26 protein-coding genes are annotated in these 25201 nt (G+C 67.6%); 14 read left to right on the top strand and 12 right to left on the bottom strand.

All coding sequences use genetic code 11. The features are described from left to right. Positions 1-9 precede the first annotated feature (9 nt). Positions 10-1176, bottom strand: a complete 1167-nt coding sequence (locus tag IC40_RS0122605) for an FAD-binding oxidoreductase (RefSeq protein WP_030136947.1) — start codon at positions 1174-1176, stop codon at positions 10-12. Positions 1177-1236: 60 nt separating this feature from the next. Between IC40_RS0122605 and IC40_RS0122600 the strand changes: the two genes are divergently transcribed. After that, positions 1237-2187, top strand: a complete 951-nt coding sequence (locus tag IC40_RS0122600; RefSeq protein WP_110783256.1) for a putative antibiotic biosynthesis monooxygenase — start codon at positions 1237-1239, stop codon at positions 2185-2187. Between the two features lie 13 nt (positions 2188-2200). Here the strand turns inward: IC40_RS0122600 and IC40_RS0122595 are convergent, their stop codons facing one another. The 3 genes from IC40_RS0122595 to IC40_RS0122585 are packed head-to-tail and all read right to left on the bottom strand — an operon-like array spanning position 2201 to position 3922. Next, complete coding sequence (locus IC40_RS0122595; RefSeq protein ID WP_030136945.1) at positions 2201-2872, bottom strand: GAP family protein; 672 nt, start codon at positions 2870-2872, stop codon at positions 2201-2203. Between the two features lie 25 nt (positions 2873-2897). Continuing rightward, the gene (locus tag IC40_RS0122590) at positions 2898-3287 is read right to left on the bottom strand and encodes an Rv0361 family membrane protein (RefSeq protein WP_030136944.1); all 390 of its coding nucleotides are present in this window, start codon (positions 3285-3287) and stop codon (positions 2898-2900) included. Further along, positions 3284-3922 carry a CYTH domain-containing protein gene (locus IC40_RS0122585; protein ID WP_030136943.1) on the bottom strand — a complete coding sequence of 213 codons (639 nt, stop codon included), beginning with the start codon at positions 3920-3922 and terminating at the stop codon, positions 3284-3286. Before IC40_RS0122585 ends, IC40_RS0122590 begins: the two co-directional genes overlap by 4 nt. Before the next feature lie 163 nt (positions 3923-4085). On the opposite strand from IC40_RS0122585, the gene clpB reads away from it, so the two are divergent. The 7 genes from clpB to nhaA all read left to right on the top strand — a co-directional run bounded on the left by clpB (position 4086) and on the right by nhaA (position 12822). Continuing rightward, on the top strand, positions 4086-6632 hold the full coding sequence (gene clpB / locus IC40_RS0122580; RefSeq protein WP_030136942.1) for an ATP-dependent chaperone ClpB: 2547 nt from the start codon (positions 4086-4088) through the stop codon (positions 6630-6632). A 137-nt stretch (positions 6633-6769) separates the two neighbouring features. Continuing rightward, positions 6770-7603: a trehalose monomycolate transport factor TtfA gene (ttfA, locus tag IC40_RS0122575; protein ID WP_030136941.1), complete on the top strand. Its 834-nt coding sequence runs from the start codon at positions 6770-6772 to the stop codon at positions 7601-7603. Then, positions 7604-8371 (top strand): SDR family NAD(P)-dependent oxidoreductase, encoded by a 768-nt coding sequence (locus tag IC40_RS0122570; RefSeq protein ID WP_030136940.1) that lies wholly within the window; start codon positions 7604-7606, stop codon positions 8369-8371. It abuts the gene before it with no gap. Continuing rightward, entirely contained in the window at positions 8371-9267 is an 897-nt protein-coding gene (locus IC40_RS0122565) for a hypothetical protein (RefSeq protein WP_030136939.1), read from the top strand. Before IC40_RS0122570 ends, IC40_RS0122565 begins: the two co-directional genes overlap by 1 nt. After that, entirely contained in the window at positions 9260-9913 is a 654-nt protein-coding gene (locus tag IC40_RS0122560) for a TrmH family RNA methyltransferase (protein ID WP_030136938.1), read from the top strand. Before IC40_RS0122565 ends, IC40_RS0122560 begins: the two co-directional genes overlap by 8 nt. A 15-nt stretch (positions 9914-9928) precedes the next feature. Then, positions 9929-11038 carry a glycoside hydrolase family 76 protein gene (locus IC40_RS0122555; protein ID WP_030136937.1) on the top strand — a complete coding sequence of 370 codons (1110 nt, stop codon included), beginning with the start codon at positions 9929-9931 and terminating at the stop codon, positions 11036-11038. After that, on the top strand, positions 11035-12822 hold the full coding sequence (gene nhaA, locus IC40_RS0122550) for a Na+/H+ antiporter NhaA (RefSeq protein WP_030136936.1): 1788 nt from the start codon (positions 11035-11037) through the stop codon (positions 12820-12822). The genes IC40_RS0122555 and nhaA overlap by 4 nt, the downstream gene beginning before the upstream one ends. On the opposite strand, the gene IC40_RS0122545 is transcribed toward nhaA, so the two are convergent. Beyond that, positions 12819-14243, bottom strand: coding sequence for an MFS transporter (locus IC40_RS0122545; protein ID WP_030136935.1), 1425 nt, complete (start codon positions 14241-14243; stop codon positions 12819-12821). The two genes, nhaA and IC40_RS0122545, sit on opposite strands and share 4 nt — an antisense overlap. A gap of 50 nt (positions 14244-14293) precedes the next feature. Here IC40_RS0122545 and IC40_RS0122540 point away from each other — a divergent pair, with 50 nt between their 5' ends. Continuing rightward, on the top strand, positions 14294-14896 hold the full coding sequence (locus IC40_RS0122540; RefSeq protein ID WP_030136934.1) for a TetR/AcrR family transcriptional regulator: 603 nt from the start codon (positions 14294-14296) through the stop codon (positions 14894-14896). Here the strand turns inward: IC40_RS0122540 and IC40_RS0122535 are convergent. Together IC40_RS0122535 and IC40_RS0122530 are read right to left on the bottom strand one after the other, a co-directional pair. Further along, on the bottom strand, positions 14893-15585 hold the full coding sequence (locus tag IC40_RS0122535; RefSeq protein ID WP_030136933.1) for a DedA family protein: 693 nt from the start codon (positions 15583-15585) through the stop codon (positions 14893-14895). The two genes, IC40_RS0122540 and IC40_RS0122535, sit on opposite strands and share 4 nt — an antisense overlap. Positions 15586-15610: 25 nt before the next feature. Continuing rightward, on the bottom strand, positions 15611-16129 hold the full coding sequence (locus IC40_RS0122530; protein ID WP_030136932.1) for a lipoprotein LpqH: 519 nt from the start codon (positions 16127-16129) through the stop codon (positions 15611-15613). A gap of 102 nt (positions 16130-16231) precedes the next feature. Here IC40_RS0122530 and fbaA point away from each other — a divergent pair, with 102 nt between their 5' ends. Beyond that, the gene (fbaA, locus tag IC40_RS0122525) at positions 16232-17269 is read left to right on the top strand and encodes a class II fructose-bisphosphate aldolase (RefSeq protein ID WP_030136931.1); all 1038 of its coding nucleotides are present in this window, start codon (positions 16232-16234) and stop codon (positions 17267-17269) included. A 61-nt stretch (positions 17270-17330) separates the two neighbouring features. Here fbaA and IC40_RS0122520 read toward each other — a convergent pair whose 3' ends face one another. Continuing rightward, positions 17331-18023, bottom strand: coding sequence for an Rv0361 family membrane protein (locus IC40_RS0122520; protein WP_030136930.1), 693 nt, complete (start codon positions 18021-18023; stop codon positions 17331-17333). Positions 18024-18103: 80 nt separating this feature from the next. On the opposite strand from IC40_RS0122520, the gene IC40_RS0122515 reads away from it, so the two are divergent. Continuing rightward, a complete protein-coding gene (locus IC40_RS0122515; protein WP_030136929.1) occupies positions 18104-18520 on the top strand; it encodes a DUF3151 domain-containing protein in 417 nt (138 codons plus the stop codon). Between the two features lie 10 nt (positions 18521-18530). On the opposite strand, the gene IC40_RS0122510 is transcribed toward IC40_RS0122515, so the two are convergent. From IC40_RS0122510 to IC40_RS0122500, 3 genes are read right to left on the bottom strand one after another with little or no spacing between them, the layout of a single operon-like run. Next, positions 18531-19424 carry a cation diffusion facilitator family transporter gene (locus IC40_RS0122510; protein ID WP_030136928.1) on the bottom strand — a complete coding sequence of 298 codons (894 nt, stop codon included), beginning with the start codon at positions 19422-19424 and terminating at the stop codon, positions 18531-18533. A 44-nt stretch (positions 19425-19468) separates the two neighbouring features. Beyond that, entirely contained in the window at positions 19469-20248 is a 780-nt protein-coding gene (locus IC40_RS0122505) for a site-2 protease family protein (RefSeq protein ID WP_030136927.1), read from the bottom strand. A 29-nt stretch (positions 20249-20277) separates the two neighbouring features. Next, a complete protein-coding gene (locus tag IC40_RS0122500; protein ID WP_030136926.1) occupies positions 20278-20859 on the bottom strand; it encodes a hypothetical protein in 582 nt (193 codons plus the stop codon). Between the two features lie 69 nt (positions 20860-20928). Between IC40_RS0122500 and IC40_RS0122495 the strand changes: the two genes are divergently transcribed. Genes IC40_RS0122495 through IC40_RS0122485 form a run of 3 tightly spaced genes read left to right on the top strand, consistent with a single transcriptional unit; the run spans position 20929 to position 23492 of the window. Continuing rightward, complete coding sequence (locus tag IC40_RS0122495; RefSeq protein ID WP_030136925.1) at positions 20929-22218, top strand: adenylosuccinate synthase; 1290 nt, start codon at positions 20929-20931, stop codon at positions 22216-22218. Beyond that, positions 22158-22859 carry a PaaI family thioesterase gene (locus IC40_RS0122490; protein ID WP_234411537.1) on the top strand — a complete coding sequence of 234 codons (702 nt, stop codon included), beginning with the start codon at positions 22158-22160 and terminating at the stop codon, positions 22857-22859. Before IC40_RS0122495 ends, IC40_RS0122490 begins: the two co-directional genes overlap by 61 nt. Before the next feature lie 18 nt (positions 22860-22877). After that, the gene (locus IC40_RS0122485; RefSeq protein ID WP_234411536.1) at positions 22878-23492 is read left to right on the top strand and encodes a hypothetical protein; all 615 of its coding nucleotides are present in this window, start codon (positions 22878-22880) and stop codon (positions 23490-23492) included. Here the strand turns inward: IC40_RS0122485 and IC40_RS0122480 are convergent. Continuing rightward, positions 23489-25078 carry an HNH endonuclease signature motif containing protein gene (locus IC40_RS0122480; RefSeq protein ID WP_042509576.1) on the bottom strand — a complete coding sequence of 530 codons (1590 nt, stop codon included), beginning with the start codon at positions 25076-25078 and terminating at the stop codon, positions 23489-23491. The genes IC40_RS0122485 and IC40_RS0122480 overlap by 4 nt on opposite strands. Positions 25079-25201: the final 123 nt, after the last annotated feature.

The raw sequence follows: 25201 nt of genomic DNA, 5'->3' as shown, positions 1-25201 counted from the left end.
CCGATCCTTTCACGAGAGCGGATCGTGCTGGATGCGCTCCGGTGGCGCACCCTTGGCGATCAGCGCCGCCTTCGTGGCGGTCACCATCTGTGGCCCGCCGCAGATCAGGATCTGCCGATCCCCCCAGCCGCCGTAACCCGACACGACCTCGGGGAGCAACCCGGTCTGACGTACATGCAGGCCGCGCGGTGGCGCGTGATCCGGGTAGTCGGCGGCCCATGGGGGATCGGACGAGAACTCGGATACCGGGGTGACCGACAACCACGGGTTCATTGATGCGATCTGCCACAGAGTCGGCAGATCGTAGAGGTCGCTGGGGTACCGGCCGCCGAAGAAGAGGTGCACGCGCGGGTTGTCCGCCTCCCGGCACAGATCCATGATCAGCGAACGCAACGGGGCCAACCCGGTGCTGCCGGCCACCATCAACACGTCACCGGCGTCCCGATCGACGTGCAGACCACCGTGCGGGTGCGACAGCCGCCACCGGTCGCCGACCGTCGTCTCCCCGATGATCGCCGGGCTGACCATGCCACCGATCACGGAGCGGATGTGGAACTCGACGGCCCCGCTGCCGTCATCGGGGATCGCCGGGCTCAGATAGCGCCACCGCCGTGGCCACTGCGGCACCTGCACCGTGACGTACTGCCCGGGGTGATACGGCAGTCGCTGGTCCAGTTGCAGTCGCACCACCGACACATCCCGGGTCGTGCGGATGTGCTCGACGACGGTGCCGTCGCAGAACGGCGGCCCCTGCTCGGCATCGGCAGCACCGCGCATCACCCCGATGACCAATTCCACGAAGTCGACCGTCGCCTCGGCGATCCGGCCGTCCCAGACATACGTCAGATGACCGCGCAGGGTCGCCAGCAGCGCCTCCCGCATGGTGTCGTAATGGGCGTGCGTCACACCGTATTTGCGGTGATCGCGACCCAGCTGGGCCAGGAAGGCGACCGGTTCCTCGGCGCGCTGGGCGATCATCTCACCGAGTAGCCACCCCAGCGCCTGGCTGAACGCCCGGCGCTGGGGCGCCATATCCGGCGGGAACAGGTCGCGCACGGTCGCGTCGCTGGCGAACCAACGGGTGTAGAAGCGGCCGATCAGTGCGTCCGAATGGGGGCCGTTCGGGTCGACGGCGGCGCGCAGTGTCTGCAGCGCGTCGCGATCGTCGAGTCCCACGTCCGCCGAGTTTAGGTGAGTCGCCACCAATACCGACGCACGGCAGGTTGCCGCGATACCGTGTGCACCATCGAAGAGACAACGGCGATTCTGGTGTTTCACCACGGTGGCGACGGCTCGTTCGCCGAGTGGGCCGACACGGTGGTGGCATCCGCGTCGGCCGCAGCCGGCCATGTCGCGGCGTGGGTGTCGATGGTCGACGGTCCCTTCGAGCCGGCGCTGGCGGTGAGCTTCGGCACCAGCGCCGCGGCCGATGTCTGGTTGGACAGCGCCGAACGCGCAGCAGTGATGCGTGCCGGTGCTGCGCTCGGCTGGCGGTCCGCCGCGCCGGCACTGTTGCTCGACGGGACGGGGGCACCGCCACCCGGAATCAGTGCTTTCCGGCATCAGCTCAGGGCGGGCCTGGTCGGCGAATTCCTGGAATCCCAAACCGATCTCACCGCGGCGGCGAGCGGATTCAGCGGATACGAGGGCACCTCGGTGTTCGTGCAGGGCGAGGAGGAAGCGCTGTCGGTGCTGCGATTCCGCACCGACCGGCAGCTGGCCGCGTGGACATCATCGCGGCAACGGGAGAATGCCCTGCCCTCCTTGCGGTCGAGCCTGCGGGGTGATTTCGCCTCGGTGTCGGGCACCACTGCGTTCGGCACCACGGTGCGCGCCGAGGGCGGCCGGGTGCTGATGACGCCGAACTGGAAGTCGGCCATGCTGGTGTTGCTGGTGCTCTACCCGACGGTGATGCTGTTGTCGCGATTCCTCGGGCCGCAGCTGGATCGCTCGGGAGCGGACCCGTGGCTGGCGTTGTGGCTGAGTCAGGTGGCCAGCATCGTCCTGATGCAGTGGTGGCTGATGCCATGGGCCTCAAAACCGTTCCGGCGCTGGCTCGATCCGGTGGAGGGCTCGGGTTGGCGCAGTAATCTGGCCGGCGCAGCGGCGATCGCGACGATCTACCTGGTGACGCTGTCGTTGTTCGGGACGGTCCGGTGGCTGCAGTACTGGGACTACGCAAACTGATCAGGCCAACCGATCAAACCAACCCGTGAATCCCCTTGTACAGCACCATGATGCCGATCACAAGCAGAATGGCCGCGACCAAGGTCGCGTGCTGGTGCTCCATCCACATCCGTAGCCGACGCAGTGGTCCGGCCAGTCGCTCACCGCTGATCGTGTAGGCCACAATCGGCAGGATGACGGTACTCGCGGCGAGCACCACGAAATAGGGGACCGCAAGCCAGGCGTGTTCGACGCCCACGCCGGCACTGCCGATGGCCAGCCCGGCGGCGATGCAGATGAACAGCACTTTCGGGTTCACCACCGCCAGCACCGCCGCGGTCGCCGCCGCGCGGGTCGGGGTGAGGCCGCCGAGCGTGCGCATCCAGGCCGGGGAGTGCTCGGACTTGTGCCGGGTGGCGAACCGGTAACCGCCGAACACGATCAGCGCGGCGCCCACCACCAGCCGCAGCCAGGACGCCCAACCCGGTGGCTCGTCGAAGGACCCGACCAGGCCCGAGGCGGCGACGAAAACCGAGGTGAGCACCCCGAGTCCCACCAGCCAGCCGGCCAGGTACGCCAGTCCGGTCGGGCGCGGACGAGCGGTGTCCAGGGCGAGCACCGCGGGGATGATCGAGAGCGGGGACAGCGCGATCACCATTGCCAGCGGGGCCAGCTCGGCAAGCAATGATCCCCAACCTGTGGTCATGCAGCAGAAGGTAGCAAGCTGCCGGTCAGTATTCGCACCACTTCCACTGGCCGCCCTCCCTGACGAAAACGATCTCGTCGGCGTCCACACCGTGATTCTCGATGACCGACCGCGCCGAGGAGCCGTCGATCTCCAGCTCCAGGATCGTCAGGTCCAGCGTGCCGTCGGCGCGGGCGTCCTGCAGTTCAGCGTCGGAGAACACGTCCTGAGCCAGCAGCTCGGTGCACATCAGCTGCCGTAGACCATCGAAATCACTGGTGTTCCAGGCCGATTCGAACTCCTGAACGAGTTCGGCGATCTGCGCTTCGGCGGACCACGGCCGCACGTCGGTGGGCGCCGCGGCGGTCCCGGTCGTGGCCCGGGTGCAACCGGCCAGGCTCAGGGCCACGCAGATCAGCAGCGCCAGCCGAGTCATGGTCGCTGCGAGGACCCTTCGACATCGTTGTGCCCGAGGGAGTCGACGAAGCGTGGGCCGAGCCGGGCGAGCTCGTCGCGATAACTGGTGGCCCAACCCCCGAAGGGCTTGTGGGCCAGATACTCGTTGCGGAACCGGTCATCCTCGGAGACCTCGGTGGCGCAGAAGGCCGGGATGGTCAGGTCGACCACGGGTGCATTCCGCTCGACCTCGGCCAGCAGTAGCGGGGCGTTGCGGCCCAGGAAACGGTCGATGACCCAGCCATCCTCGCCGAGCCACGCCGAATAGCGGACCTTGGCGATGACATGCTCGGCGCGCGCCACGATCTGCCCGGCGACCATCGGGTCCAGATCACGTTCGGCCTCGTATCGGGTGCCACCGGCCGCGGGGCCTTTGGCGGTCATGGTGCCGATGGCGTCGTCGCCGAGCGCGTCGATCAGCTCGGCCGGCGTGGCGTCGAGGTCTTCCGGTGCGGAACCTTGCAGACGGATGCGCACCGCGTACCCGTCGGCGGCGAAGAGATAGGCCTGCACGATCAGGGCGGGCCGGGGATCGAGGGCAGCGACGGCGGGCAACTCGTGGACGTAGAACTTCCGCTCGAACTCGAAGTCCCCGAAATCCTGGGATTCGGACATGTTCCGACGTTAGTCCCTAGACGCGGCTCCGGCCGGGCGCGGAGACTGTGTGTCACCGACGTCAAAAAAAGATAGACTTGAGCGGAACAGACTCAACCCTGACCGCGTTGGACTACACGACAAGCATTTTTACCAAGCTGCACAACCTAGAAAGGTAGGTGTCGTGGACTCGTTCAATCCGACCACGAAGACCCAGGCGGCACTGACCTCGGCCTTGCAGGCGGCGACCACCGCAGGCAACCCGCAGATCACTCCCGCCCATCTGTTGATGGCGTTGCTCACCCAGAACGACGGCATCGCTGCACCACTGCTGGAGGCGGTCGGAGTGGAGCCCGCGACCATCCGGGCCGAGGCCGAGCGCCTGCTCGGGCGGCTTCCCAGCGTCTCGGGCTCCACCTCGCAACCCCAGCTGAGCCCGGATGCGATCGCGGCGATCACCACCGCTCAGCACCTCGCCACCGAGATGGACGACGAGTACGTCTCCACCGAGCACCTGCTGTACGGACTTGCCAGCGGCGACTCCGATACCGCCAAGCTGCTCACCGGTGCGGGCGCGTCCCCGCAGGCACTGCGTGACGCCTTCGTGAAGGTGCGCGGCAGCGCCCGGGTGACCAACCCGGATCCCGAGGGCACCTATCAGGCGCTGGAGAAGTATTCCACCGACCTGACCGCGCGGGCGCGCGAAGGCAAGCTCGATCCGGTCATCGGGCGCGACAACGAGATTCGTCGTGTCGTGCAGGTGCTGAGCCGCCGGACCAAGAACAACCCGGTACTCATCGGTGAGCCCGGCGTCGGCAAGACCGCCATCGTCGAGGGCCTCGCCCAGCGCATCATCGCAGGCGATGTGCCGGAGTCCCTGCGGGACAAGACCGTCGTCTCGCTGGACCTGGGGTCCATGGTGGCCGGTGCCAAGTACCGCGGTGAATTCGAGGAGCGGCTCAAGGCCGTCCTTGATGACATCAAGAACTCCGCCGGACAGGTCATCACGTTCATCGACGAGTTGCACACCATCGTCGGCGCCGGTGCGACCGGCGAATCCGCGATGGACGCGGGCAACATGATCAAGCCGATGCTGGCGCGTGGTGAACTGCGGCTGGTCGGTGCGACCACGCTCGACGAGTACCGCAAGTACATCGAGAAGGACGCCGCCCTGGAGCGCCGTTTCCAGCAAGTGCTGGTCGGGGAGCCGTCGGTGGAGGACACCGTCGGCATCCTGCGCGGACTGAAGGACCGCTACGAGGTGCACCACGGTGTGCGCATCACCGACTCGGCGTTGGTCGCCGCCGCCACCCTCTCCGACCGCTACATCACCAGCCGCTTCCTGCCGGACAAGGCGATCGACCTGGTCGACGAGGCCGGATCCCGGCTGCGGATGGAGATCGATTCCCGACCCGTCGAGATCGACGAGGTCGAGCGGTTGGTCCGGCGCCTGGAGATCGAGGAGATGGCGCTGGCCAAGGAGGAGGACGACGCGTCCAAGGACCGGCTGGAGAAGTTGCGGGCCGAGCTCGCCGACAAGAAGGAACAGCTCTCCGAGCTGACCACCAGGTGGCAGAACGAGAAGGGCGCCATCGACGTCGTGCGCGAACTCAAGGAGCAGCTCGAATCGCTGCGTGGTGAGGCCGACCGGGCCGAGCGCGACGGTGATCTGGCCAAGGCCTCCGAGCTGCGCTACGGCCGCATCCCCGAGGTGGAGAAGAAGCTCGACGCCGCACTGCCCGTCGCCGAGGCGCGCGAGAACGTGATGCTCAAGGAGGAGGTCGGGCCCGACGACATCGCCGAGGTGGTGGAGGCCTGGACCGGCATCCCCGCCGGGCGCATGCTCGAAGGTGAGACCGCCAAGCTCCTGCGCATGGAGGAGGAGCTGGGCAAGCGCGTCATCGGACAACGCTCGGCGGTGCAGGCCGTCAGCGATGCGGTGCGCCGCAGCCGCGCCGGGGTGGCCGACCCGAACCGGCCGACCGGCTCGTTCATGTTCCTGGGCCCGACCGGCGTCGGGAAGACCGAGCTGGCCAAGGCGCTGGCGGAGTTCCTCTTCGACGATGAGCGTGCCATGGTCCGTATCGATATGAGCGAGTACGGCGAGAAGCACTCGGTGGCCCGACTGGTCGGTGCACCTCCGGGCTACATCGGCTACGACCAGGGCGGTCAGCTCACCGAGGCGGTGCGCAGGCGTCCGTACACGGTGGTGCTGTTCGACGAGATCGAGAAGGCCCACCCGGACGTGTTCGACGTGCTGCTGCAGGTGCTCGACGAGGGTCGGCTGACCGACGGTCAGGGCCGCACGGTCGACTTCCGCAACACCATCCTCATCCTGACGTCCAACCTCGGCGCCGGGGGTAGCGAGGAGCAGGTGATGGCGGCGGTGCGCTCGGCCTTCAAGCCCGAGTTCATCAACCGGCTCGACGATGTCCTCATCTTCGACGCGCTGAACCCGGCGGAGCTGGTCTCCATCGTCGACATCCAGCTGGCCCAGCTGCAGAAGCGGCTGGCTCAGCGGCGACTGGTGCTGGAGGTCTCACTGCCCGCCAAGCAATGGCTGGCCGAGCGCGGTTTCGATGCGCTCTACGGCGCCCGCCCGCTGCGCAGGCTGGTGCAGCAGGCCATCGGCGACCAGCTGGCCAGGATGCTGCTGGCCGGCGACGTGCACGACGGCGACGTCGTTCCCGTCAACGTCAACGCCGCGGGTGATGGTCTGGTCCTGGGCTGACCCTGGAGGCTGGGTGGCCACTTGTCGCACGGTTTCGCAAAGATTCCGGGCGATGAGTGGCCATTCGGCGTTCCGGTCGAAGATTGTGACCACTTCGAGTTCTGGCGAATCCGGGTCCAGCAAGTACGCTGAAGGCGATGGTTCCTCTCTGGTTCACGCTGTCCGCACTCTGCTTCGTGGGTGCGGCAGTTCTGCTGTACGTGGATTTCGGCCGTCGGCGAGGTCTCGGCCGACGCCGTAAGTCGTGGGCGAAGTCGCACGGTTTCGACTACGAGCACGAATCCGCCGACATCCTCGACCGCTGGAAGCGCGGTGTGATGTCCACCGTCGGCGAGAGCGCGCACGCCCGCAATGTGGTGCTCGGCCAGATCCGCGGCGAGGCGGTGTTCATCTTCGATATCGACGATGTGGCCACCGTGATCGCCCTGCACCGCAAGGTCGGCACCAATGTGGTGGTCGACCTGCGGCTCAAGGACATCAAGGAGCCCCGCGAAAGCGATATCTGGCTGCTCGGTGCGATCGGCCCGCGGATGGTGTACTCGACCAACCTGGATGCGGCCCGGCGCGCCTGCGACCGTCGGATGGTGACCTTCGCCCACACCGCACCTGACTGCGCCGAGATCATGTGGAACGAGCAGAACTGGACGTTGGTGGCCATGCCGGTCACCAGCACCCGCGCCCAGTGGGACGAAGGTCTGCGCACCGTGCGCCAGTTCAACGACCTGCTGCGGGTGCTCCCGCCCGTGCAGCAGGCCGGCACCAATGGCGCGCGGGCCGGCCAGCCCGCGTTGGCCCGCCGCAGCGGTTCACCGAGCCGGCCGCTGGCATCCCGGCCCTCCGCGCTGCAAAGCCCCGCCGAGCTGCCTGCCGGCCGCGGCGATCAACCGCCCGGTCGCAGCGATGTGAGCCGCTACACCCAGCAACGGCCGCCGGTGCACCAGCCCCGCCAGGCGCCCCACTTCCAGCGGTAGATGCAGGTCCTGATCACCGGCCCGACCTCGGGGCTCGGTGCCGGATTCGCCCGTCGCTATGCCGCGGACGGCCATGACCTGATCCTGGTGGCCCGCGACGCCGTCCGACTGAACACGTTGGCCGCCGAACTCGGCGACCGCCACGGTGTCTCCGTCGAGATCATCTGCGCCGACCTCGCCGACCAGGCGGGCCGCGATGCGGTCTGCGAGCGGCTGCGCGACGGCGTGCATGTTCTGGTCAACAACGCCGGGTTCGGCACCTCCGGTGAGTTCTGGACCGCGGACTACGTCCAGCTGCAATCCCAGCTGGACGTCAACGTCACCGCCGTCATGGCGCTCACCCACGCCGCGCTGCCCGCCATGCTGGCCGCCGGTGCCGGCACCGTCATCAACGTCGCCAGCGTCGCCGGCCTCATGCCGGGTCGCGGATCGACCTACTCCGCCTCCAAGGCATGGGTGATCGCGTTCTCCGAGGGGTTGGCCAATGGTCTCGGCGGTACCGGGGTCGGCGTCCACGCGCTCTGCCCAGGATTCGTGCACACCGAATTCCACGAGCGGGCCGGTATCGACATGGCCGGAACGCCGACCTGGTTCTGGCTCGAGGTCGACGATGTCGTCGCCGACACCCTCACCGCTGTCGCCGCTGACAAGGTCGTCATCGTGCCGGGCCTGCAGTACAAGCTGCTGACCACCGGCAGTCGGCTGCTCCCGCGAACTCTGTTGCGCGGTCTGACCAAACGCGTCGGCAAGGGTCGTGATCGCACGTGATGCGCACCGCCATCGCGCTGCTGGTGGCCATCATGCTGGTGGCCGGGTGTGCCGGCGGCGATGATCACCAGGGGCCGTTCGGTGCCGAGCAGGCCACCCTCGGGGAGGCCCAGTCCCTGCTCGGCTGGAACATCTCGGTGGCCAATCTGCGCTTCGAGGGCAACCAGGTGCTCGTCGACGTCGACGCAGCCGTCGCCGACGAGAACGCCGAGCATGTCGCCGCGGACAGCCTGCGCTTCGGTCTCTACGGAGCGCTGTCACATCCGCTGGAGGCCACCGCCGTCGGCAGCTGCGACTCGGTCACCGACCTGAACCTGCAACCCGTCACCGCCGCCGATCCCGCCAGGCTCAGCGGCACCGTCTGTCTCGGCCCGCTGCGCGACCAGAGTCAGGTGCGCGGCATCTACGTCTATTCGCCCAAGGACCGGATGCCGAAGACCACCGTCGCCTACCCGGCCGCCTTCCCGCTGGGCCTGGCACCCACACCCGACACAGACACCGGACTGGTCATCACCTCCACCAGCGTCGACGGGTTCGCCGCCGACGGGTCGCAGCTGCGGCCCGAGGCGATCGGTGATCCCAACGCGTTCACCGGTAACGGCTACATGCTGCTCGGCCTGTCGATCGACGGTCTGGCGCAGCGGTATCGGGAGGATTCGCAGAACCGCGGCGGGCCACTGATGGTGCTCACCGGTCCGACACTGCCGGGCAAGGGACTTTCGCATGCCTGCTCGGCCTACGGGTCCTCGCTGCTGGTGTTGCCCGACGAGACCCGTGATGCCGTCGCGATCCGGGCCTCGCTGTGCACCCAGGGTGAGATCAACGCCGCGCTGCTGTACCCGACCGTCTCGGTGGTCGGTACCCACGCCGCGTTGTGGATCACCGCCGATGACTGAGTCGCCCGGACCCACCGAGTGGGGTGCGGGCCCCGGTGTCGGCCCGTGGCAGGGCCCGCTGCCCACCGGAGCGGACGCGGCGCGGTACGACCCGGAGCTGCTGCGCGCCGGTGACACCCGCAATGTCGTTGACGCATACCGCTATTGGACCCGTGAGGCAATCATCGCCGATATCGACCGGCGCAGGCACCCGCTGCACATCGCGATCGAGAACTTCGGCAGCGATGCCAATATCGGCACCGTGGTGCGCACCGCCAATGCCTTCGCCGTGGACACCGTGCACATCGTCGGGCGGCGCCGATGGAACCGGCGCGGCGCCATGGTCACCGACCGTTATCAGCGGCTGCGCCATCACGAGGACACCCCCGGCCTGCTCGCCTTCGCCGCCGATGCCGGGCTGACCGTCGTCGCCGTCGACAACGTGCCCGGATCGCGTCCACTGGAGACCGCGGTCCTGCCGCGCGACTGCCTGCTGGTGTTCGGTCAGGAGGGCCCGGGGATTACCCCGGAGGCCTCGGCCGGCGCGGCGTTCACGGTGTCCATCGCGCAGTTCGGCTCGACCCGCAGTATCAATGCCGGCGTGGCGGCCGGTATCGCGATGCACGCCTGGGTCCGCACACATGCCGACATAACAGCGGCCTGGTAGGGCAAAATCGTGCCCATGGTCGACGTATGGGCAAATCGCGCCGCGAGCTCGGAGGCCGCCGTCACCGCGCGGCACCTGCGACGGCTGTGGGGTCTGCCCGGAACCCAGCTCGGGGTCACCGCATGGCCTGCGGCGCGCAACCAGGCCCTCTTCGGCACCTGGCATTACTGGTGGCAGGCGCACCTGCTCGACTGCCTGGTCGATGCCCAGCTGCGCGATCCCCAGCCGCAACGGCTGACACGGATCAAGCGTCAGATCCGCGGTCACCATCTTCGAAACAACCTGCGCTGGACGAACAGCTACTACGACGATATGGCCTGGCTGGCCCTGGCCCTGGAGCGCTCCGGGAGACTGGTGGGTGTCGGCCGCCCCAAGGCGTTGCGCACCTTCACCGAGCAGTTCCTCAACGCCTGGGTTCCCGAGGACGGCGGCGGAATTCCCTGGCGCAAACAGGATCAGTTCTTCAACGCCCCGGCCAACGGTCCGGCAGGCATCTTCCTGGCCCGGTCCGAGGACCGGCTGCGCCGTGCGCAGCAGATGGCCGACTGGATCGAGGACACCCTGATCGACCCCGAGACCAAGCTGGTCTTCGACGGCATCAAGGCCGGGTCGCTGGTGCGCGCCCAGTACACCTACTGCCAGGGGGTCGTGCTCGGCCTCGAGGTCGAACTGGCCAACCGCACCGGCGACCCCGAGCACGCCGAACGGGTGCACCGGTTGGTCGCCGCCGTCGAGCAGCACATGACCACCGACGGCGTCATCCGCGGTGCCGGCGGTGGTGACGGGGGATTGTTCAACGCCATCACCGCCCGCTATCTCGCCCTGGTGGCCACCGATCTGCCCGGCAGCACCCCCGCCGACGAACAGGCCCGCGCCACCGCGCGCACGATCGTCCTGACCTCGGCGCAGTCGGCGTGGGACTACCGCCAGACCGTCGACGGGATGCCGCTGTTCGGCCCGTTCTGGGACCGCAATGCCGAGGTGCCGCAGGCAGCGACCAAGACCGCACAATCGGTGGACGGCGCGGTCAACGCCTCCGAGACGCCCGAACGCGATCTGTCGGTGCAGTTGTCGGGCTGGATGCTGATGGAGGTCGCCCACACCCTGGATGCCGGTACCGCGTGATCCGGCGCATTCCGACCGCCGCGCGCAGCGGCGAGAACACTGCTGCCGGTCTGCTGCTGCTGTTCACGCTGTTGGCCATCCTGTGGTCGAATTCGCCCTGGGCGCACAGCTATACGGAATTCTGGGACACCCACGTGGGATTGACCTTCGGCAGCGCGCATGCCGAGATGAGCGTCAAGCACCTCGTCAACGACGCGTTGATGACGTTCTTCTTCTTCCTGGTCGGTTTGGAGGTCAAGAGCCAGTTCGTCATCGGTGAGCTGACCGACCGGTCCCGCGCCGCGGTACCGGTGTTGGCCGCGCTGGCCGGCCTGATCGTGCCGGCACTGGTGTTCCTGTTGTTCAATCCCAGCGGCGACGAGGCGCGGGCCTGGGGTGTGGTGATCTCGACCGACACCGCCTTCCTGGTCGGCGCGCTGGCCATCATCGGGCCCAAGCATCCGTCCCGGCTGCGGACGTTCCTGCTGACCCTGGCCGTCGTAGACGATGTCGGTGCGCTGCTGGCGATCGCGCTGTTCTACTCCGATCAGATCCGGATCTGGCCGTTGCTGTTGTCGGTGGTGCTGATCGCGCTGCTGGCCATGGTGCGGCTGCTGCCCGCCGCCCGCGGCCCCGCCTACTTCGTGCTGGGTCTGGGCTTGTGGCTCGCCCTGTTGCAGGGCGGTGTGCACCCGACGCTGGCCGGTGTCGCGGTCGCCTTGTTGATCCCGGTCTTCAACCCCGAACGCGATCGGGTGGAGGAGGCCGTCGAGATGATCGGCGTCTTCCGACAGTCCCCGAACTCCGAGTACGCGCGGGAGGCGGCGCGACGGCTGCGCGACTCGATCTCCATCAACGAGCGCCTGCAGACCGCGTTCACGCCGTACGTGTCCTACCTGATCCTGCCGGTGTTCGCGCTGGCCAACGCCGGCGTCCAGTTCAACATGCAGACCATCGAGTTGGCCGTCCGCTCGCCGCTGACATGGGGCATCATCGCCGGCCTGGTGGTCGGCAAATTCGTCGGCATCACCGCGGCGACGGCCATCGTGCGGGCCAGCGGCCTGGGTCAGCTGGCACCGGGGCTGACCCTGCGCCGGGTGGCCGGCGGCGCGGCGCTGTCCGGGATCGGGTTCACCATCTCGCTGTTCATCGTCGACATCGCGATCAGCGATCCGGTCAGCCAGGATTTGGCCCGTGTCGGTGTGCTGGTGGCCTCGGTGGTGGCCTTCGCTCTCGGCTGGCTGCTGTTCGCCGTCACCGACCGGCTCAGCCCCCCGGTGGCCGTCGGTGCCACCCTGTTGCGCCCCGTCGACATCGAGCGCGACCATATCGCCGGAAATCCGCACGCACCGCTCACTCTGGTCGAGTACGCCGATTTCGAATGCCCGTTCTGCAGCCGGGCGACCGGTTCGATCGACGAGGTGCGCGCGCATTTCGGAGATCGGCTGCGCTACGTGTGGCGGCATCTGCCGCTGGAACGGGTGCACCCGCATTCGGTGGATGCCGCCCGCGCCAGTGAGGCCGCCGCGTTGCAGGGGCGGTTCTTCGAGATGGGTGCCCGCATGTTCGAGATGCAGGACCACCTGGAATGGCAACACATCTACCGCTACGCCGACGGGGTCGGCTGCGATATCGCGAAGTTCGACGAGGATGTGCAGTCGGCCAGGGTGATGCACCGGGTGACCGATGACATCGAGGATGCCGAACTGATGGACCTGGGCGGGACGCCGACGTTCTTCGTCAATGGTGTCCGGCACACCGGGCCGTACGACGCCGCGAGCCTGATCCGCGCGCTGGAGGGTTAACGGCTGCGCCCGCGCACCGAACCGAAGACGACCAGCGCCGCTGCCAGGGCGGTGAGCACCAGCCCGGCCACCGTGACGGCCTGCCGGAACTGGCCGGTCTGCGTCGCGGTCCAGTTCCCGGTGGCCAGCGAGCCGGTGAACAGCGCCGCCAGAATGGTGCCGGTGACGACGATCCCGATCGCCGAGGTCACCTGTGCGGCGGTATCGGTCAGCGCCGTGCCGAGCGAGGTCCGGTCCTCCGGCAGCCCACGCAGCACGTTGAGCGCGGCGACCACGCCGACCACCCGCATGCCCGCGGCCACCAGTACCAGCGACAGGGCAACCCACGGATAACCGAACCGGCCGAGCAACCCGAACACGGCCAGGCCGATCACCACGGTGCAGGCACTGAGCCAGGCGGCACGCTCCGGTCCGACGCGGCGGACGAACGGATCGACGAAGGCACTGCCTGCGATCAACACGAGGACCTGAGGCAGCATGCCGAGCGCGGCCAGCGCCGGCGGCCACCCCCAGTCGAGCTGCAACTGCAGCGTCACGAGGTAGCCGAGCCCCGCAACCGCCAGCCCGGCGGCCGCCTTGAAGGCCAGCCCGCTCGAAACCAGCGGGCGCGCAACGAGTTCCAGGGATATCAGCGGGAAGCGCGTGCGCCGCTCGCGCACGACGAACAGTGCGAGGGTGGTGACGGCCGCCGCGGCGGCCGCCCACGGCAGCCATGATCCGACGCCGCGGTCGACGAAGAGCGTGGGCGTCAGCAACGTCAGCAGGACCGTCGTGGTCCCCAACGCCGCACCGGGCAGATCCAGCGGGTCGCGGTGCAGATCGGCCGCGCGGTCTGCCGCCACGCCGCGACCCACCCCGATGATCGCCAGCGCGGCAATCGGGACGTTCACCAGCAGGAGTAGCTGCCACGGCGCGATCTGGATGACCAGGCCGCCGACGGTCGGTCCGATGGCGAGCCCGACCAGGCCGACGGTGGAGATGAGGGTGATGGCGCGCAGTCGCAGGGTGTCCTCGTCGAAGAGCCGGAACGCCAGCGCCATCGAACCGGGCGTGGTCATCGCCGCGGCGACGCCGGTGAGCACCCGGACGGTGATGAGTTGTTCGGCGGTGGTGACGAAGGCGGTGGCCAGGCTGGCCGCGGCGAGCAGGGTGAGGCCGATGATCATCAGCCGCCGGCGGCCGAACCGGTCGGCGAGCGCGCCGAAGATCAGCATCAGCCCGCCGAACACGACGGCGTAGGCGCCGACGACCCACTGCAGGGCGGTGGTCGAGGCGTGCAGATCGCGGCCGATGGTGGGCAGGGCGATGGTCAGCACCGAGTTGTCGAGCATCTCGAAGAGGAACACCGCGCTGAGCCCCGTCAGGGCCATCCACGCCTGGGCCAGTGACCGGGGAGGCAGAATGCGGGAAGCAACGGACATACGCACTAAGTTAAGTCACTAAACTTAGTGAGTCAACAGATGGGATGGTCATGCCGAGAACTTCGGAGCGCGGGGGGCCATTGACCCGTCGCAAGATCTCCGACGTCGCCACGATGTTGTTTCTTGAGCGCGGGTTCGACACCGTCACCGTCGCCGATGTGGCGCGTCAGGCCGGTGTGTCCAGCGTGACGGTGTTCAAGCACTTTCCCCGCAAGGAGGACCTGCTCTTCGACCGCGTGGAGGATGCGGTCGCGATCCTGCGCGCGGCGGTGCGCGACCGGGGTGCCGGCGTCGATGCGCTGACCTCGCTGCGCGACGCGTCCTTCCGATTGGTCGACGAGCGCCACGCGCTGTCCGGGGTGAAAGCGGGATCGATCCCGTTCTATCGGACGGTGGCCGCCTCACCCGCGCTGATCGCGCGCGCCAGGGAGATCGCCGCGGAACTGGAGCAGACCCTGGCCGCCGATCTGGAGGTGGACGCGGAATTCGACGGGGACCCGACGCTGTTCGCGGCCCTGTTCATCGCCGGCTACACGACGGTGCTGACCGGGACCGCGCGCCGTGTCATCGCCGCGGACGCACCGGATCCGGTGGTCGAGGACCACCGCGCGCGATTGACGGCACTCTTCGATGCTTTGCGCAGCGGGCTCTAACCCTGCTCGGCCAGCGGTCCCTCGCCGGCATCCTTGACGGCCTTGCGCCGCTTGTACCACTCGATGGCGATGGGCAGCACCGAGAGGATGACGATGCCGATGACGATCGGCTCCAGCAGCTTCTGGATGATCTCGAACCGGCCCAGCCAGAAGCCCAACAGCGTAAGACCGCAGCCCCAGACGATGGCGCCGACGGCGTTGTACAGCGTGAACACCGCGTAGTTCATCTTGGCCGCGCCGGCGGTGATGGGCGCCAGGGTGCGCACGATCGGCACGAACCGGGCGATCACGATCGCGAAGGGCCCGCGCTGCTCGAAGAACACATGCGCCTCGTCGAGATACTTCTGCTTGAGGAATCGTGCGTTCGGCTTGAACATCGCCGTACCGACGTTGCGGCCGATCCAGTAGCCGACCTGTGCGCCGAGGATCGCCGCGACCGGGATGAAGACCAGCAGCTGCCACAGCTGGAAGTTGACGTCGGCGACGTTGCCCTCGGCCGAGGCGGTCTGGATACCGGCGGCCAGCATGCCGGCGACGAACAGCAGCGAGTCACCGGGCAGGATCGGGAACAGCACCCCGGATTCGACGAAGACGACCACCAGCAGCCCGATCAAGGCCCAGGTGCCGAAGTAGCTCAGCAGGTTGATCGGGTCCATGAAATCCGGCATGAGCGCCAGGTTGGTGGTCATGGGGTTCGAAGATACCGGCTCGACCTTAGGGACAGGCGACGGCGATGCGGTAGCTGGAATCGACGATGCGCGCCGGATCTGCGGAATCGGTGCCGCTGCCCGACCCGGTGACGATCCAGGTGGCGTCGTTGCGCAGCACCGTGGGCTCTCGTCCGGTCGCTGCGGGGAGCGGGACGTCGGAGGAATAGGCCAGGGCGACGCCGCCGACGTCGCCGATGGTCACCGACCGCACGGCGGCCACACCGTCCTCGTCGCCGGGCTCGTCGATGATGACGGTGACCCCCAGCGATGAATCCCCGATGCTGATGGTGAGCGGGCCGGCATCGTCATCGCACTGCACCGGACCGGTGGGACCGGTCGCGCCGTTGACGACGACCTGCGCGGTGCCCGCGGGCACCGCGTCGAGCTGGACCGGCGGTGGTTGCGCGACCGATGTCGCCGTGGGGGTGGTCTCCGGCGGGGCAGGCTGGGCGCAACCGGAAAGGATGCCCGCCATCGCTGTGGCCAGAAGGACGAACGGGGTCGGAACCGGCTTCGCGCGCATTTCTACCCGAGAGTAACCGGTGTACCCGGCATCCGCCCTGCCACGGCCGAGGGCTTCTTGAGATACTGCCAGGGACAGCGCACGCGACCCAGGAGGAAGTCCATGCCCATCGCCACGCCCGAGGTCTACGCCGAGATGCTCGGCCGTGCCAAGGAGCACTCGTTCGCCTTCCCGGCGATCAACTGCACCTCCTCGGAGACCATCAATGCCGCGATCAAGGGATTCGCCGACGCGGGCAGCGACGGCATCATCCAGTTCTCGACCGGCGGTGCGGAATTCGGTTCCGGCCTCGGGGTCAAGGACATGGTCACCGGGGCCACCGCCCTGGCCGAGTTCGCGCATGTCGTCGCGGCCAAGTACGACATCACCGTCGCGCTGCACACCGATCACTGCCCCAAGGACAAGCTGGACGGCTTCGTCCGCCCGCTGCTGGCGATCTCCGCCGAGCGCGTCAAGAACGGTCAGAACCCGTTGTTCCAGTCGCACATGTGGGACGGCTCGGCGGTGCCCATCGACGAGAATCTGCAGATCGCGCAGGAACTGCTGAAGCTGTCGACCGAGGCCAAGATCATCCTCGAGATCGAGATCGGTGTCGTCGGCGGTGAAGAGGACGGCGTCGAGGCCGAGATCAACGAGAAGCTGTACACCTCTCCCGAGGATTTCGAGAAGACCATCGACGCCCTCGGCGCCGGCGAGAACGGCAAGTACCTGCTGGCCGCCACCTTCGGCAACGTGCACGGTGTGTACAAGCCGGGCAACGTGAAGCTCAAGCCGGAGATCCTGGCGCAGGGCCAGCAGGTCGCCGCGGCCAAGCTCGGCCTGGCCGACAACGCCCAGCCGTTCGATTTCGTCTTCCACGGCGGGTCGGGCTCGCTGAAGTCCGAGATCGAGGACTCGCTGCGCTACGGCGTGGTGAAGATGAACGTCGACACCGACACCCAGTACGCCTTCACCCGGCCTGTCGCCGCGCACATGTTCACCAACTATGACGGTGTGCTCAAGATCGACGGCGAGGTCGGCAACAAGAAGGTCTACGACCCGCGCAGCTACCTGAAGAAGGCAGAGGCCGGGATGACCGAGCGCGTCATCGAGGCGTGCAACGACCTGCACAGCGCAGGCCGGTCGGTCTCCGCCGGATAAGGGCCCGAAACAACAATCGGCGCGTTCCCACCTCGGGGACGCGCCGATTTTTTTCTCCCACTCAGCCGTTCTGGCAGATCTTCCATTGGTCGTCGCGGAACTGCAGATCGAAGCTGCGGGTGGACCGGGTCTGCGGTGCATTGGCCATGAAGGTGGTCACGTTGGCCTCGGCGTGATCGTTGACCACGACCACCTCGTCGATGCTGGCCACCACGGGGTACTGCTTGGCCGCCGCGACCCGGCGGTGCGTGTCGGTCCAGGCCTTGTCGTCGTAGCGGACATAACTGTCGCGGGTGGCGCCGCAGGTCAGTCCCCGCAGCGCCGCCAGGTCGCCCTTCTGGATGGCGACATCGAAGTTCTGGATCGTCGAGCGAACCTGGTCCTCCTGGGAGGCGGCGCCGTCGCTGCCCCTGGTGAGCAGCACGGTGCCGAGGATCGCGACGGCGGCTACAGCGGCGATCACCAGCACAACCGCGATCACCCAGCCCCAGCTGCGCCGTCGGGCCGGCGCCTTGGGTGCGTCATCGCGCGGCGGAATCACCTGGGGGGCAGCCATTTTGGAGGTGTCGATCATCTCCGTCGGCTCGCCAGCAGCGAAGATCTCGGTCGGTGGCTCGGGTACCGATTGGATGATCTGGGTGGAGCCGTCGAATCCCGACGGCGCGGTGTACCGGCGCTCCGAGGAGTCCTCGGCCTCCGATGCGTCCGAGGTGGGCTCGGTGTTCGGGTCCCCGGGTTCTGTTGGGTTCGACATCCCTGCTGCGGTCCTCCCTCGCGAACGCTCTCCGCAAGCCTAGTCACTGGCGGCATATCCCCGCACGGCACAATAGGCCCATGACGCGTATGGGTGACCTGCTGGGGCCGGATCCGGTGTTGCTGCCGGGTGATACAGAGGCCGAAGAGGAACTGGCCGCGGGCGAGGAGCCCGCCATCGTGGCGGCGGCGCACCCAAGTGCGTCGGTGGCCTGGGCCGCGCTGGCCGAAGCTGCGCTCGCCGACGAGCAGCCCGTCACCGCGTACGCCTATGCGCGGACCGGTTATCACCGCGGGCTCGATCAGCTGCGCCGCAACGGGTGGAAGGGTTTCGGTCCGGTGCCCTATGCGCACGAACCCAACCGCGGCTTCCTACGTTGTGTGGCATCGCTGGCGAAGGCGGCGCAGACGATCGGGGAGACCCCGGAGTACGCGCGGTGCCTGGACCTGCTCGACGACTGCGACCCGGAGGCGCGTGCGGCCTTGGGCCTGGCCTGACAGCCCGTCCTCAACAGCCGTGCGCCCCGCAGTCGTCATCGCCGGTGGCCTCCACCTGGACCGTGGCGTGCTCCAGGCCGTGGGCGGCCAGGACCGCCCGGGCATCGACCAGTACCCGCGCGGAGTCCGCGCTGCTGGTCAGGTGCGCGGTGGCCATGTCCTTGCCCGGAACGAGCGTCCAGACGTGCAGATCATGCACGCCGGTGACGCCGTCGACCGACTCCAGATCGGTGCGCAGTTCCTCGACGTCGATATGCGCCGGTGACGATTCGCTGAGTATTCGCAGCGCGGCCCTGGCCAATGCGACGGCGCGGGGGAGCACCCACAGCGCGACCAGGACGGCGACCACGACGTCGGCGTAGGGCCAGGAGGTCGTGACGGTGACGATGCCCGCGATGAGCACGCCGATGCTGCCGACCGTATCGGCGACGACCTCCATGTAGGCGCCCTTGACGGCGAGGCTGTGCTCGGCGTCCGAGCGCAGCAGCAGCACCACCGCGATATTGGCCAGCAGACCCAGCAGCGCGACCACGATCATCGGCACACCAGGCACGTCGGGCGCATCGCCGAGTCGTTCGAAGGCCTCGTAGAGGATGAACGCGGCGACGCCGAACAACAGTGCTGCGTTGGCCACGGCGGTGAACACCTCGGCGCGGTGCCAGCCGTAGGTGCGTGCCGCCGAGGTCGATCCGCGGCGGGCCATCAGCACCGCGGTCAGTCCCATGAACATGGCGACCAGATCGGTGAGCATATGGCCGGCGTCGGCGAGCAGGGCGATCGAGTTGATGCTCAGCGCGGTGACCAGTTCGACGACGAAGAACGTGGCCAGGATGGCCGCGCCGATCATCATGCGGCCTACCCGCGTATCGCTTCCACCGTGGCTGTGGTCATGTCCGGCACCCATGCCGCCGAATATATGCGGAAGTATGCATATGTTGCAAGGGCGCCCTAGAGCCAGGCCGACCAGAATCGGGTGAGGCCTCCGCCGAGGGAGACCAGGGGGCCGGGGACGCCGGACAGTTCGACGAACCAGAACACCGCGCCGAAGAAGAGCTGGTTGAGCTGCGGCACCAGCAGCACGATCAGCAGGATGACAAAACCCCATTGTTTGACCGGGTCCAGGGCGCGCTGGGTGTCGGTGCTTAGATGGGGTTCCAGGGCGTTGTAACCGTCCAGGCCGGGGATCGGCAGCAGATTCAGCAGCACGGCGGTGACCTGGAGGAAGCCCAGGAAGGCCAGACCGCCCCAGAACACCGCGTGGGCCGGGTCGTAGAACAGGCGCGTGGCGCCGAGCAGCAGGATGGCCAGGACCAGGTTCGCCAGCGGACCGGCCAGGCTGACCTGCGTGCGCTGTCGCGCCGTCATCCACGAGGTGTGCAGATAGACCGCGCCCCCCGGCAGCCCGATCCCGCCGATGGCGATGAACAGCATCGGAAGACCCAGCGACAGAAGGGGATTGGCGTACTTGAGCGGGTTGAGCGTCAGGTAGCCACGCACCTCGACGTTGTGGTCACCGAACCGCCATGCGGTGTAGGCGTGGCCGAACTCGTGCAGACACAGCGATACCAGCCAACCGGCGATCACCAGCACGAAGACCGAGACGTAGGAGAGCGTCTGCACCCGATCGGCGCACAACCACGCGCCCAACCCGCCCGCCACGGTCAGCGCGACGATCGCCAGGAAGATCGGGCTGGGGCGCACCGACTGACGCAGTGGTCTGATGTTCACGTCCCGACGCTACCTAGTGCACGGGTTTGTCACCGGACGGCCAGCCAGCCCTGTGTGTGCCGGTAGAACGTCGACCGCTTCACCGCGCGGGTGCTCGGCTCGCCGTCGCGGACCACCAACGCACCCGGCGTTCCCAGCTGCGCGGCGCGTCCGGTCACCCAGCGGCCCGGTCGCATGCGTCGCGACAACACGGTGGCGCGCAGCCCGGGTTGGTCGGCAATCGGTTCCACCCGCACCCCGGCGACCTCGCCGTCGAACAGCACCGTGTCGTCGACCACCGCCTCACCGATCAATGCCGAATCCGCGCCGACCCAGACGGCGGCACCCACGATCACCGACCCTGTCTCGTCCCTGATCAGCGGTACCCGGGTGGCCCGACCGGACAACGCCCGGCCCGCTCGCCACGGTCTGCGCACGTGCGCGACCTCGATATCGAGGCGGTCCGCCCGCAGCAGACGCTTGAGCACCGAGGCCAGGTCGGCGTCGGCGCCGACGACGATGACGCGCCGGAAATCGGTCACCTCCTCGGGTGAAATCCCTGGTAGTCCGCGTAGCGAACGAGGTGTCCGACGACCGCCGAACAACAAAACGCCCACGTCATTTGTGGCCAACGCAACTCCTACGGCTCCGCTCGGATAGGGTGGGTCACCGGCTGCATCACTTTAAGCGGGAGAAATGCCATGCCGGCAATCGTGCTCATCGGCGCCCAGTGGGGCGATGAGGGCAAAGGTAAAGCCACCGACCTGCTCGGTGGACGTGTGCAATGGGTAGTTCGCTACCAGGGGGGTAACAACGCGGGTCACACCGTGGTGTTGCCGACCGGTGAGAACTTCGCGCTGCACCTCATCCCCTCGGGAATCCTCACCCCGGGTGTCACCAACGTCATCGGCAACGGTGTCGTGGTGGACCCGGGTGTGCTGCTGACCGAGCTCTCGGGTCTGGAGGAGCGCGGGGTCGACACGTCCCGGCTGCTGATCTCCGCCGACGCGCACCTGCTCATGCCGTATCACGTCGCCATCGACAAGGTGACCGAGCGGTATATGGGCAGCAAGAAGATCGGCACCACCGGTCGCGGTATCGGGCCCTGTTATCAGGACAAGGTCGCGCGCCTGGGCATCAGGACAGCCGATGTGCTCGATGCGGCGCTGCTCGAGCAGAAGATCGAGGCGGCGCTGGACTTCAAGAACCAGGTGCTGGTCAAGATCTACAACCGGAAGGCGCTGGAGCCGGCCGAGGTTCTGGAGAACCTGCTGACCCAGGCCGAGGGCTTCAAGCACCGCATCTCGGATGCCCGGTTGCTGCTGAACCAGGCGCTGGAGGATGGCCAGACGGTGCTGTTGGAGGGCTCGCAGGGCACCCTGCTCGACGTCGACCACGGCACGTATCCGTTCGTCACCTCGTCCAACCCGACCGCCGGTGGTGCGTCGGTGGGCTCGGGCATCGGGCCGACGCGCATCACCACGGTGCTGGGCATCCTGAAGGCCTACACCACCCGGGTGGGTTCGGGACCGTTCCCGACCGAGCTGTTCGACGAGCACGGGGCCTACCTGGCCAAGACCGGCGGCGAGGTGGGCGTGACGACCGGCCGCGCCCGGCGCTGCGGCTGGTTCGACGCCGTGATCGCCCGGTACGCCACCCGCGTCAACGGCATCACCGACTACTTCCTGACCAAGCTCGACGTGCTCTCCAGCCTGGAGACGGTGCCCGTGTGCGTCGGCTACACCGTCGACGGTAAGCGCACCGACGAGATGCCGATGACCCAAGCCGATATCCACAAGGCCGAGCCGATCTATGAAGAGCTGCCCGGTTGGTGGGAGGACATCTCCGGTGCGCGGGAGTTCGACGATCTCCCGAAGAACGCCCGCGACTACGTGCTGCGGCTCGAAGAACTTGCGGGAGCGCAGGTCTCATGCATCGGTGTCGGTCCGGGTCGAGATCAGACCATCGTGCGCCGGGACATCCTGGCGTGACCGACTTCGGGCTGGATCCGCGCCGAGCCGACCCCGAGTACGACCGGCACGGCGGGTTTCCGGTCTTCGAGCTCGCGGATCCGGGCCCGGGCTTCGCCCGCTTCCTGGCGGCGATGCGTCATGCGCAGGACCTTGCGGTATCGGCCGATCCCGATAGTGAGACCTGGGATGGCGCAGCCGATCTGGCCGAACAACTGGTGGCACTGCTGGCGCCGTATCGGGCGGCCGAGGGGGTCGGACCCGCGAGCCGGGTGCCGTCCCTGCCCGGGGCGGGCAGTCTGTTGATGCCGCCATGGCAGATCACCAAGTTCGATGCCGACGGCGTCGAGCTGACGGTGCAGTTCAGCCGGTATCACGTTGGCGGTAACGGCGCCGTGCACGGTGGGGTGCTGCCGCTGCTGTTCGACTCGGTGTTCGGCATGGTGATCCACGCGGCGGGTCGCCCCGTCAGCCGGACCGCTTTTCTGCATGTCGACTATCGGGCCGTGACACCGATCGACCAGACACTGACGGCGCGTGGTTGGGTGCGTGAATCCGAGGGACGCAAGGCGTTCGTGAATGCCGAGCTGCTCGACGGTGACGGGAAGCTGCTGGCCGAGAGCAACGGTTTGATGATCAGATTGCTGCCCGGTCAGCCCTGATCATGTGACCATGTCCGTGTGACGAACAGGCTGACCACTCCGCGGGTTGCCGCGGCCGCCGGGGTGGTGTTCGCTGTGTTGTTCGGGACGGCATTGCTGCTGATCCGATTGGCGTTACCCGAGGGTGCCGAGCCGGGTGCGCAGTGGTTGGTCGAGGGCAGTATGAATCTGGGCGTCGCCGCGAAGATCATGCCGTTCGCGGGGATAGCGTTCCTCTGGTTCATGGCAGTGGTCCGTGATGGACTGGGCGGTTACGAGGACAGGTTCTTCTCGACGGTATTCCTCGGCAGCGGCCTGTTGTTCTTGGCGATGATGTTCTTGGCCGCAGGGGTCGGTGCCGGGCTGGAACGCAGCGGCGCGGCCATCGATCCTGGCGTTGCGGCGTTCGGGCAGATGGTGTTGCTGACGGTGGCCAAGACGTATGCGCTGCGGATGGCGGCGGTGTTCATGATCTCGCTGGCCACCATCTGGCGTAAGACCGGGCTCATGCCGGGCTGGTTGGTGATCGCGACCTACGTTGCCGCAGTGGGACTTCTGATCGCCAGTGACCTCAGCATGTGGCTGACGATCGCCTTCCCGGCATGGGTGCTGGTGGTCAGTGTCTTGTTGCTGCGGCGGGCCGCCCGCGCCTAGAAGTCCGGTTGTCCGCGGGCGTTTTCGAGGGCGAGTTCTCCTGCGTTGCGGGTTCGTTCGGCGTTGATGCGGTAGTCGCGGTCGTGTTGTCGGGTGCGTTGGCGTCGTGGGATGTCGGGTTCGCGGTCGGGGTGATCGATGAGGGTGATGTGTCGCGCTCTAGGGATGTCAACCTCAGTTATGTTGTGCCCGAACAGGACCGGACCGAGCGGCATCGTCGCATATCGGTGCCCGGATGGTGAGGTCCATGTGGTGGTGCCGTCGGGGCGGGCTGTCGGGGTCCACCCAACTTTCATGGTTTTGAGCAGGTGGTGTTCGCGGCAGAGCGGGCGCAGGTTGCCCGGGTGGGTCGCCCCGGCCGGCCACGCGACAACATGGTCCAGGTCGCAGCGTTGGGCGGGTTTCCCGCAGCCGGGGAAGCAGCAGGTCATCGCGGTCATCCGGACGTAGGCGGCCAGCTTTGCCGAGGGGCGGTAGCGGGGTTCGGAGCCCAGGTCTGTGGCGCTGCTCAGGGGCCGGACTGTCGCGCCGGTGTTGATGAGCTCGGCCAGCAGGTGGGCGGGGATGATCTTGCCGTCGAGCGTGATGCCGGCACCCAGTCGGGTTCTGGCGGCCGGTGCGGCGGGGCGTGGATCGGCGCCACCGTCTTCTTTCGCGGCGGGCTGCTCGGCCGGCGGCTCGACCACCGGCTGTTCCTCGTTCTTATCGGTCCTCGGGTCCTGCCTACCGCTGCCATCCGGTCCGGGCCCCGACGCGGGCTCCACCCCGTGCCCGGTATCGGGTTCCTGTCCGGTGAGCACGTAGATGGTGACTGCACCGGCCCGGGGATCCTTGCTCGATCCGGTGCAGTCGGGGTTACCGCACAGGCACGTCAAGGTTTCGGCGCCGGCCAGGACGGCGGCCAGGGCGTCTGCGCGGCGTTCGGCCACGGTGCGCGGATCACCATCGCAGACACTGTGGGCGAGGTCGTTGAGGCGGGTGTCGCTGATTGCCGCGTCGGTGGTGCGCATCCGTCCCCAGAACGACACCACCCCGTCGGGGTCATCGGTGTCGCCGAAGTCGATATAGCGGTCTTTGGCCGCGGCCTTGGACCGGATGGCCGCGACCGGATCAAACTTATGCACCCAGAAGTCGACCGCCCGGATCAGCGCGGTCTCCGAGAGCGTGCCGTACTCGTGGGCGGTGCCGGCGATCCCGGCATCGATCAATCCCAACGCCTCCTCATCGCAGACCAGTTGGGTCCGCCAGGTGATCGCATTGATCACCTTCGCCGACACCAACCCGCGGGCGAACACCTGCGCGGTCTTCGGCAGCCGATCGCGCAGGGCCATTCCGATGCGCATCTGGGCGCTGGCGGCGCGGGGACCGAGGGTGCAGGCGGCGCTGATTTCGGCTTTGGCCAATGCCCATCCGTCGATCAACTTCAACGCCGACGATTCGTCTTCGTCCTCGCAGTGTCGGGCGGTGACCTCGGCGATCAACGCAAGCCGGCGGGCCGCCGCGGCCGCCTCGGCGCGGGTGGCATCGGTGACCTCGGCGATGAGGTCCTCATCGCTCAGCTCCGGCAACCCCGATCGTTCGAACATGTGTTCTATAATACTCGCGACCACGACAAGTGAAATGTGATCTCTCAGGACATCGGTGACAGTTCTGTATCAGGACATAGGTGACAGTTGGTGTATCAGGACATCGGTGACGGTTTCCCGGTT

The organism is Mycolicibacterium neoaurum ATCC 25795 (assembly GCF_000691525.1).
GTDB classification, from domain to species: domain Bacteria; phylum Actinomycetota; class Actinomycetes; order Mycobacteriales; family Mycobacteriaceae; genus Mycobacterium; species Mycobacterium neoaurum.
Note: the sequence above shows the minus strand (reverse complement) of the source record. Positions and strands in the feature narration are given on the sequence as shown.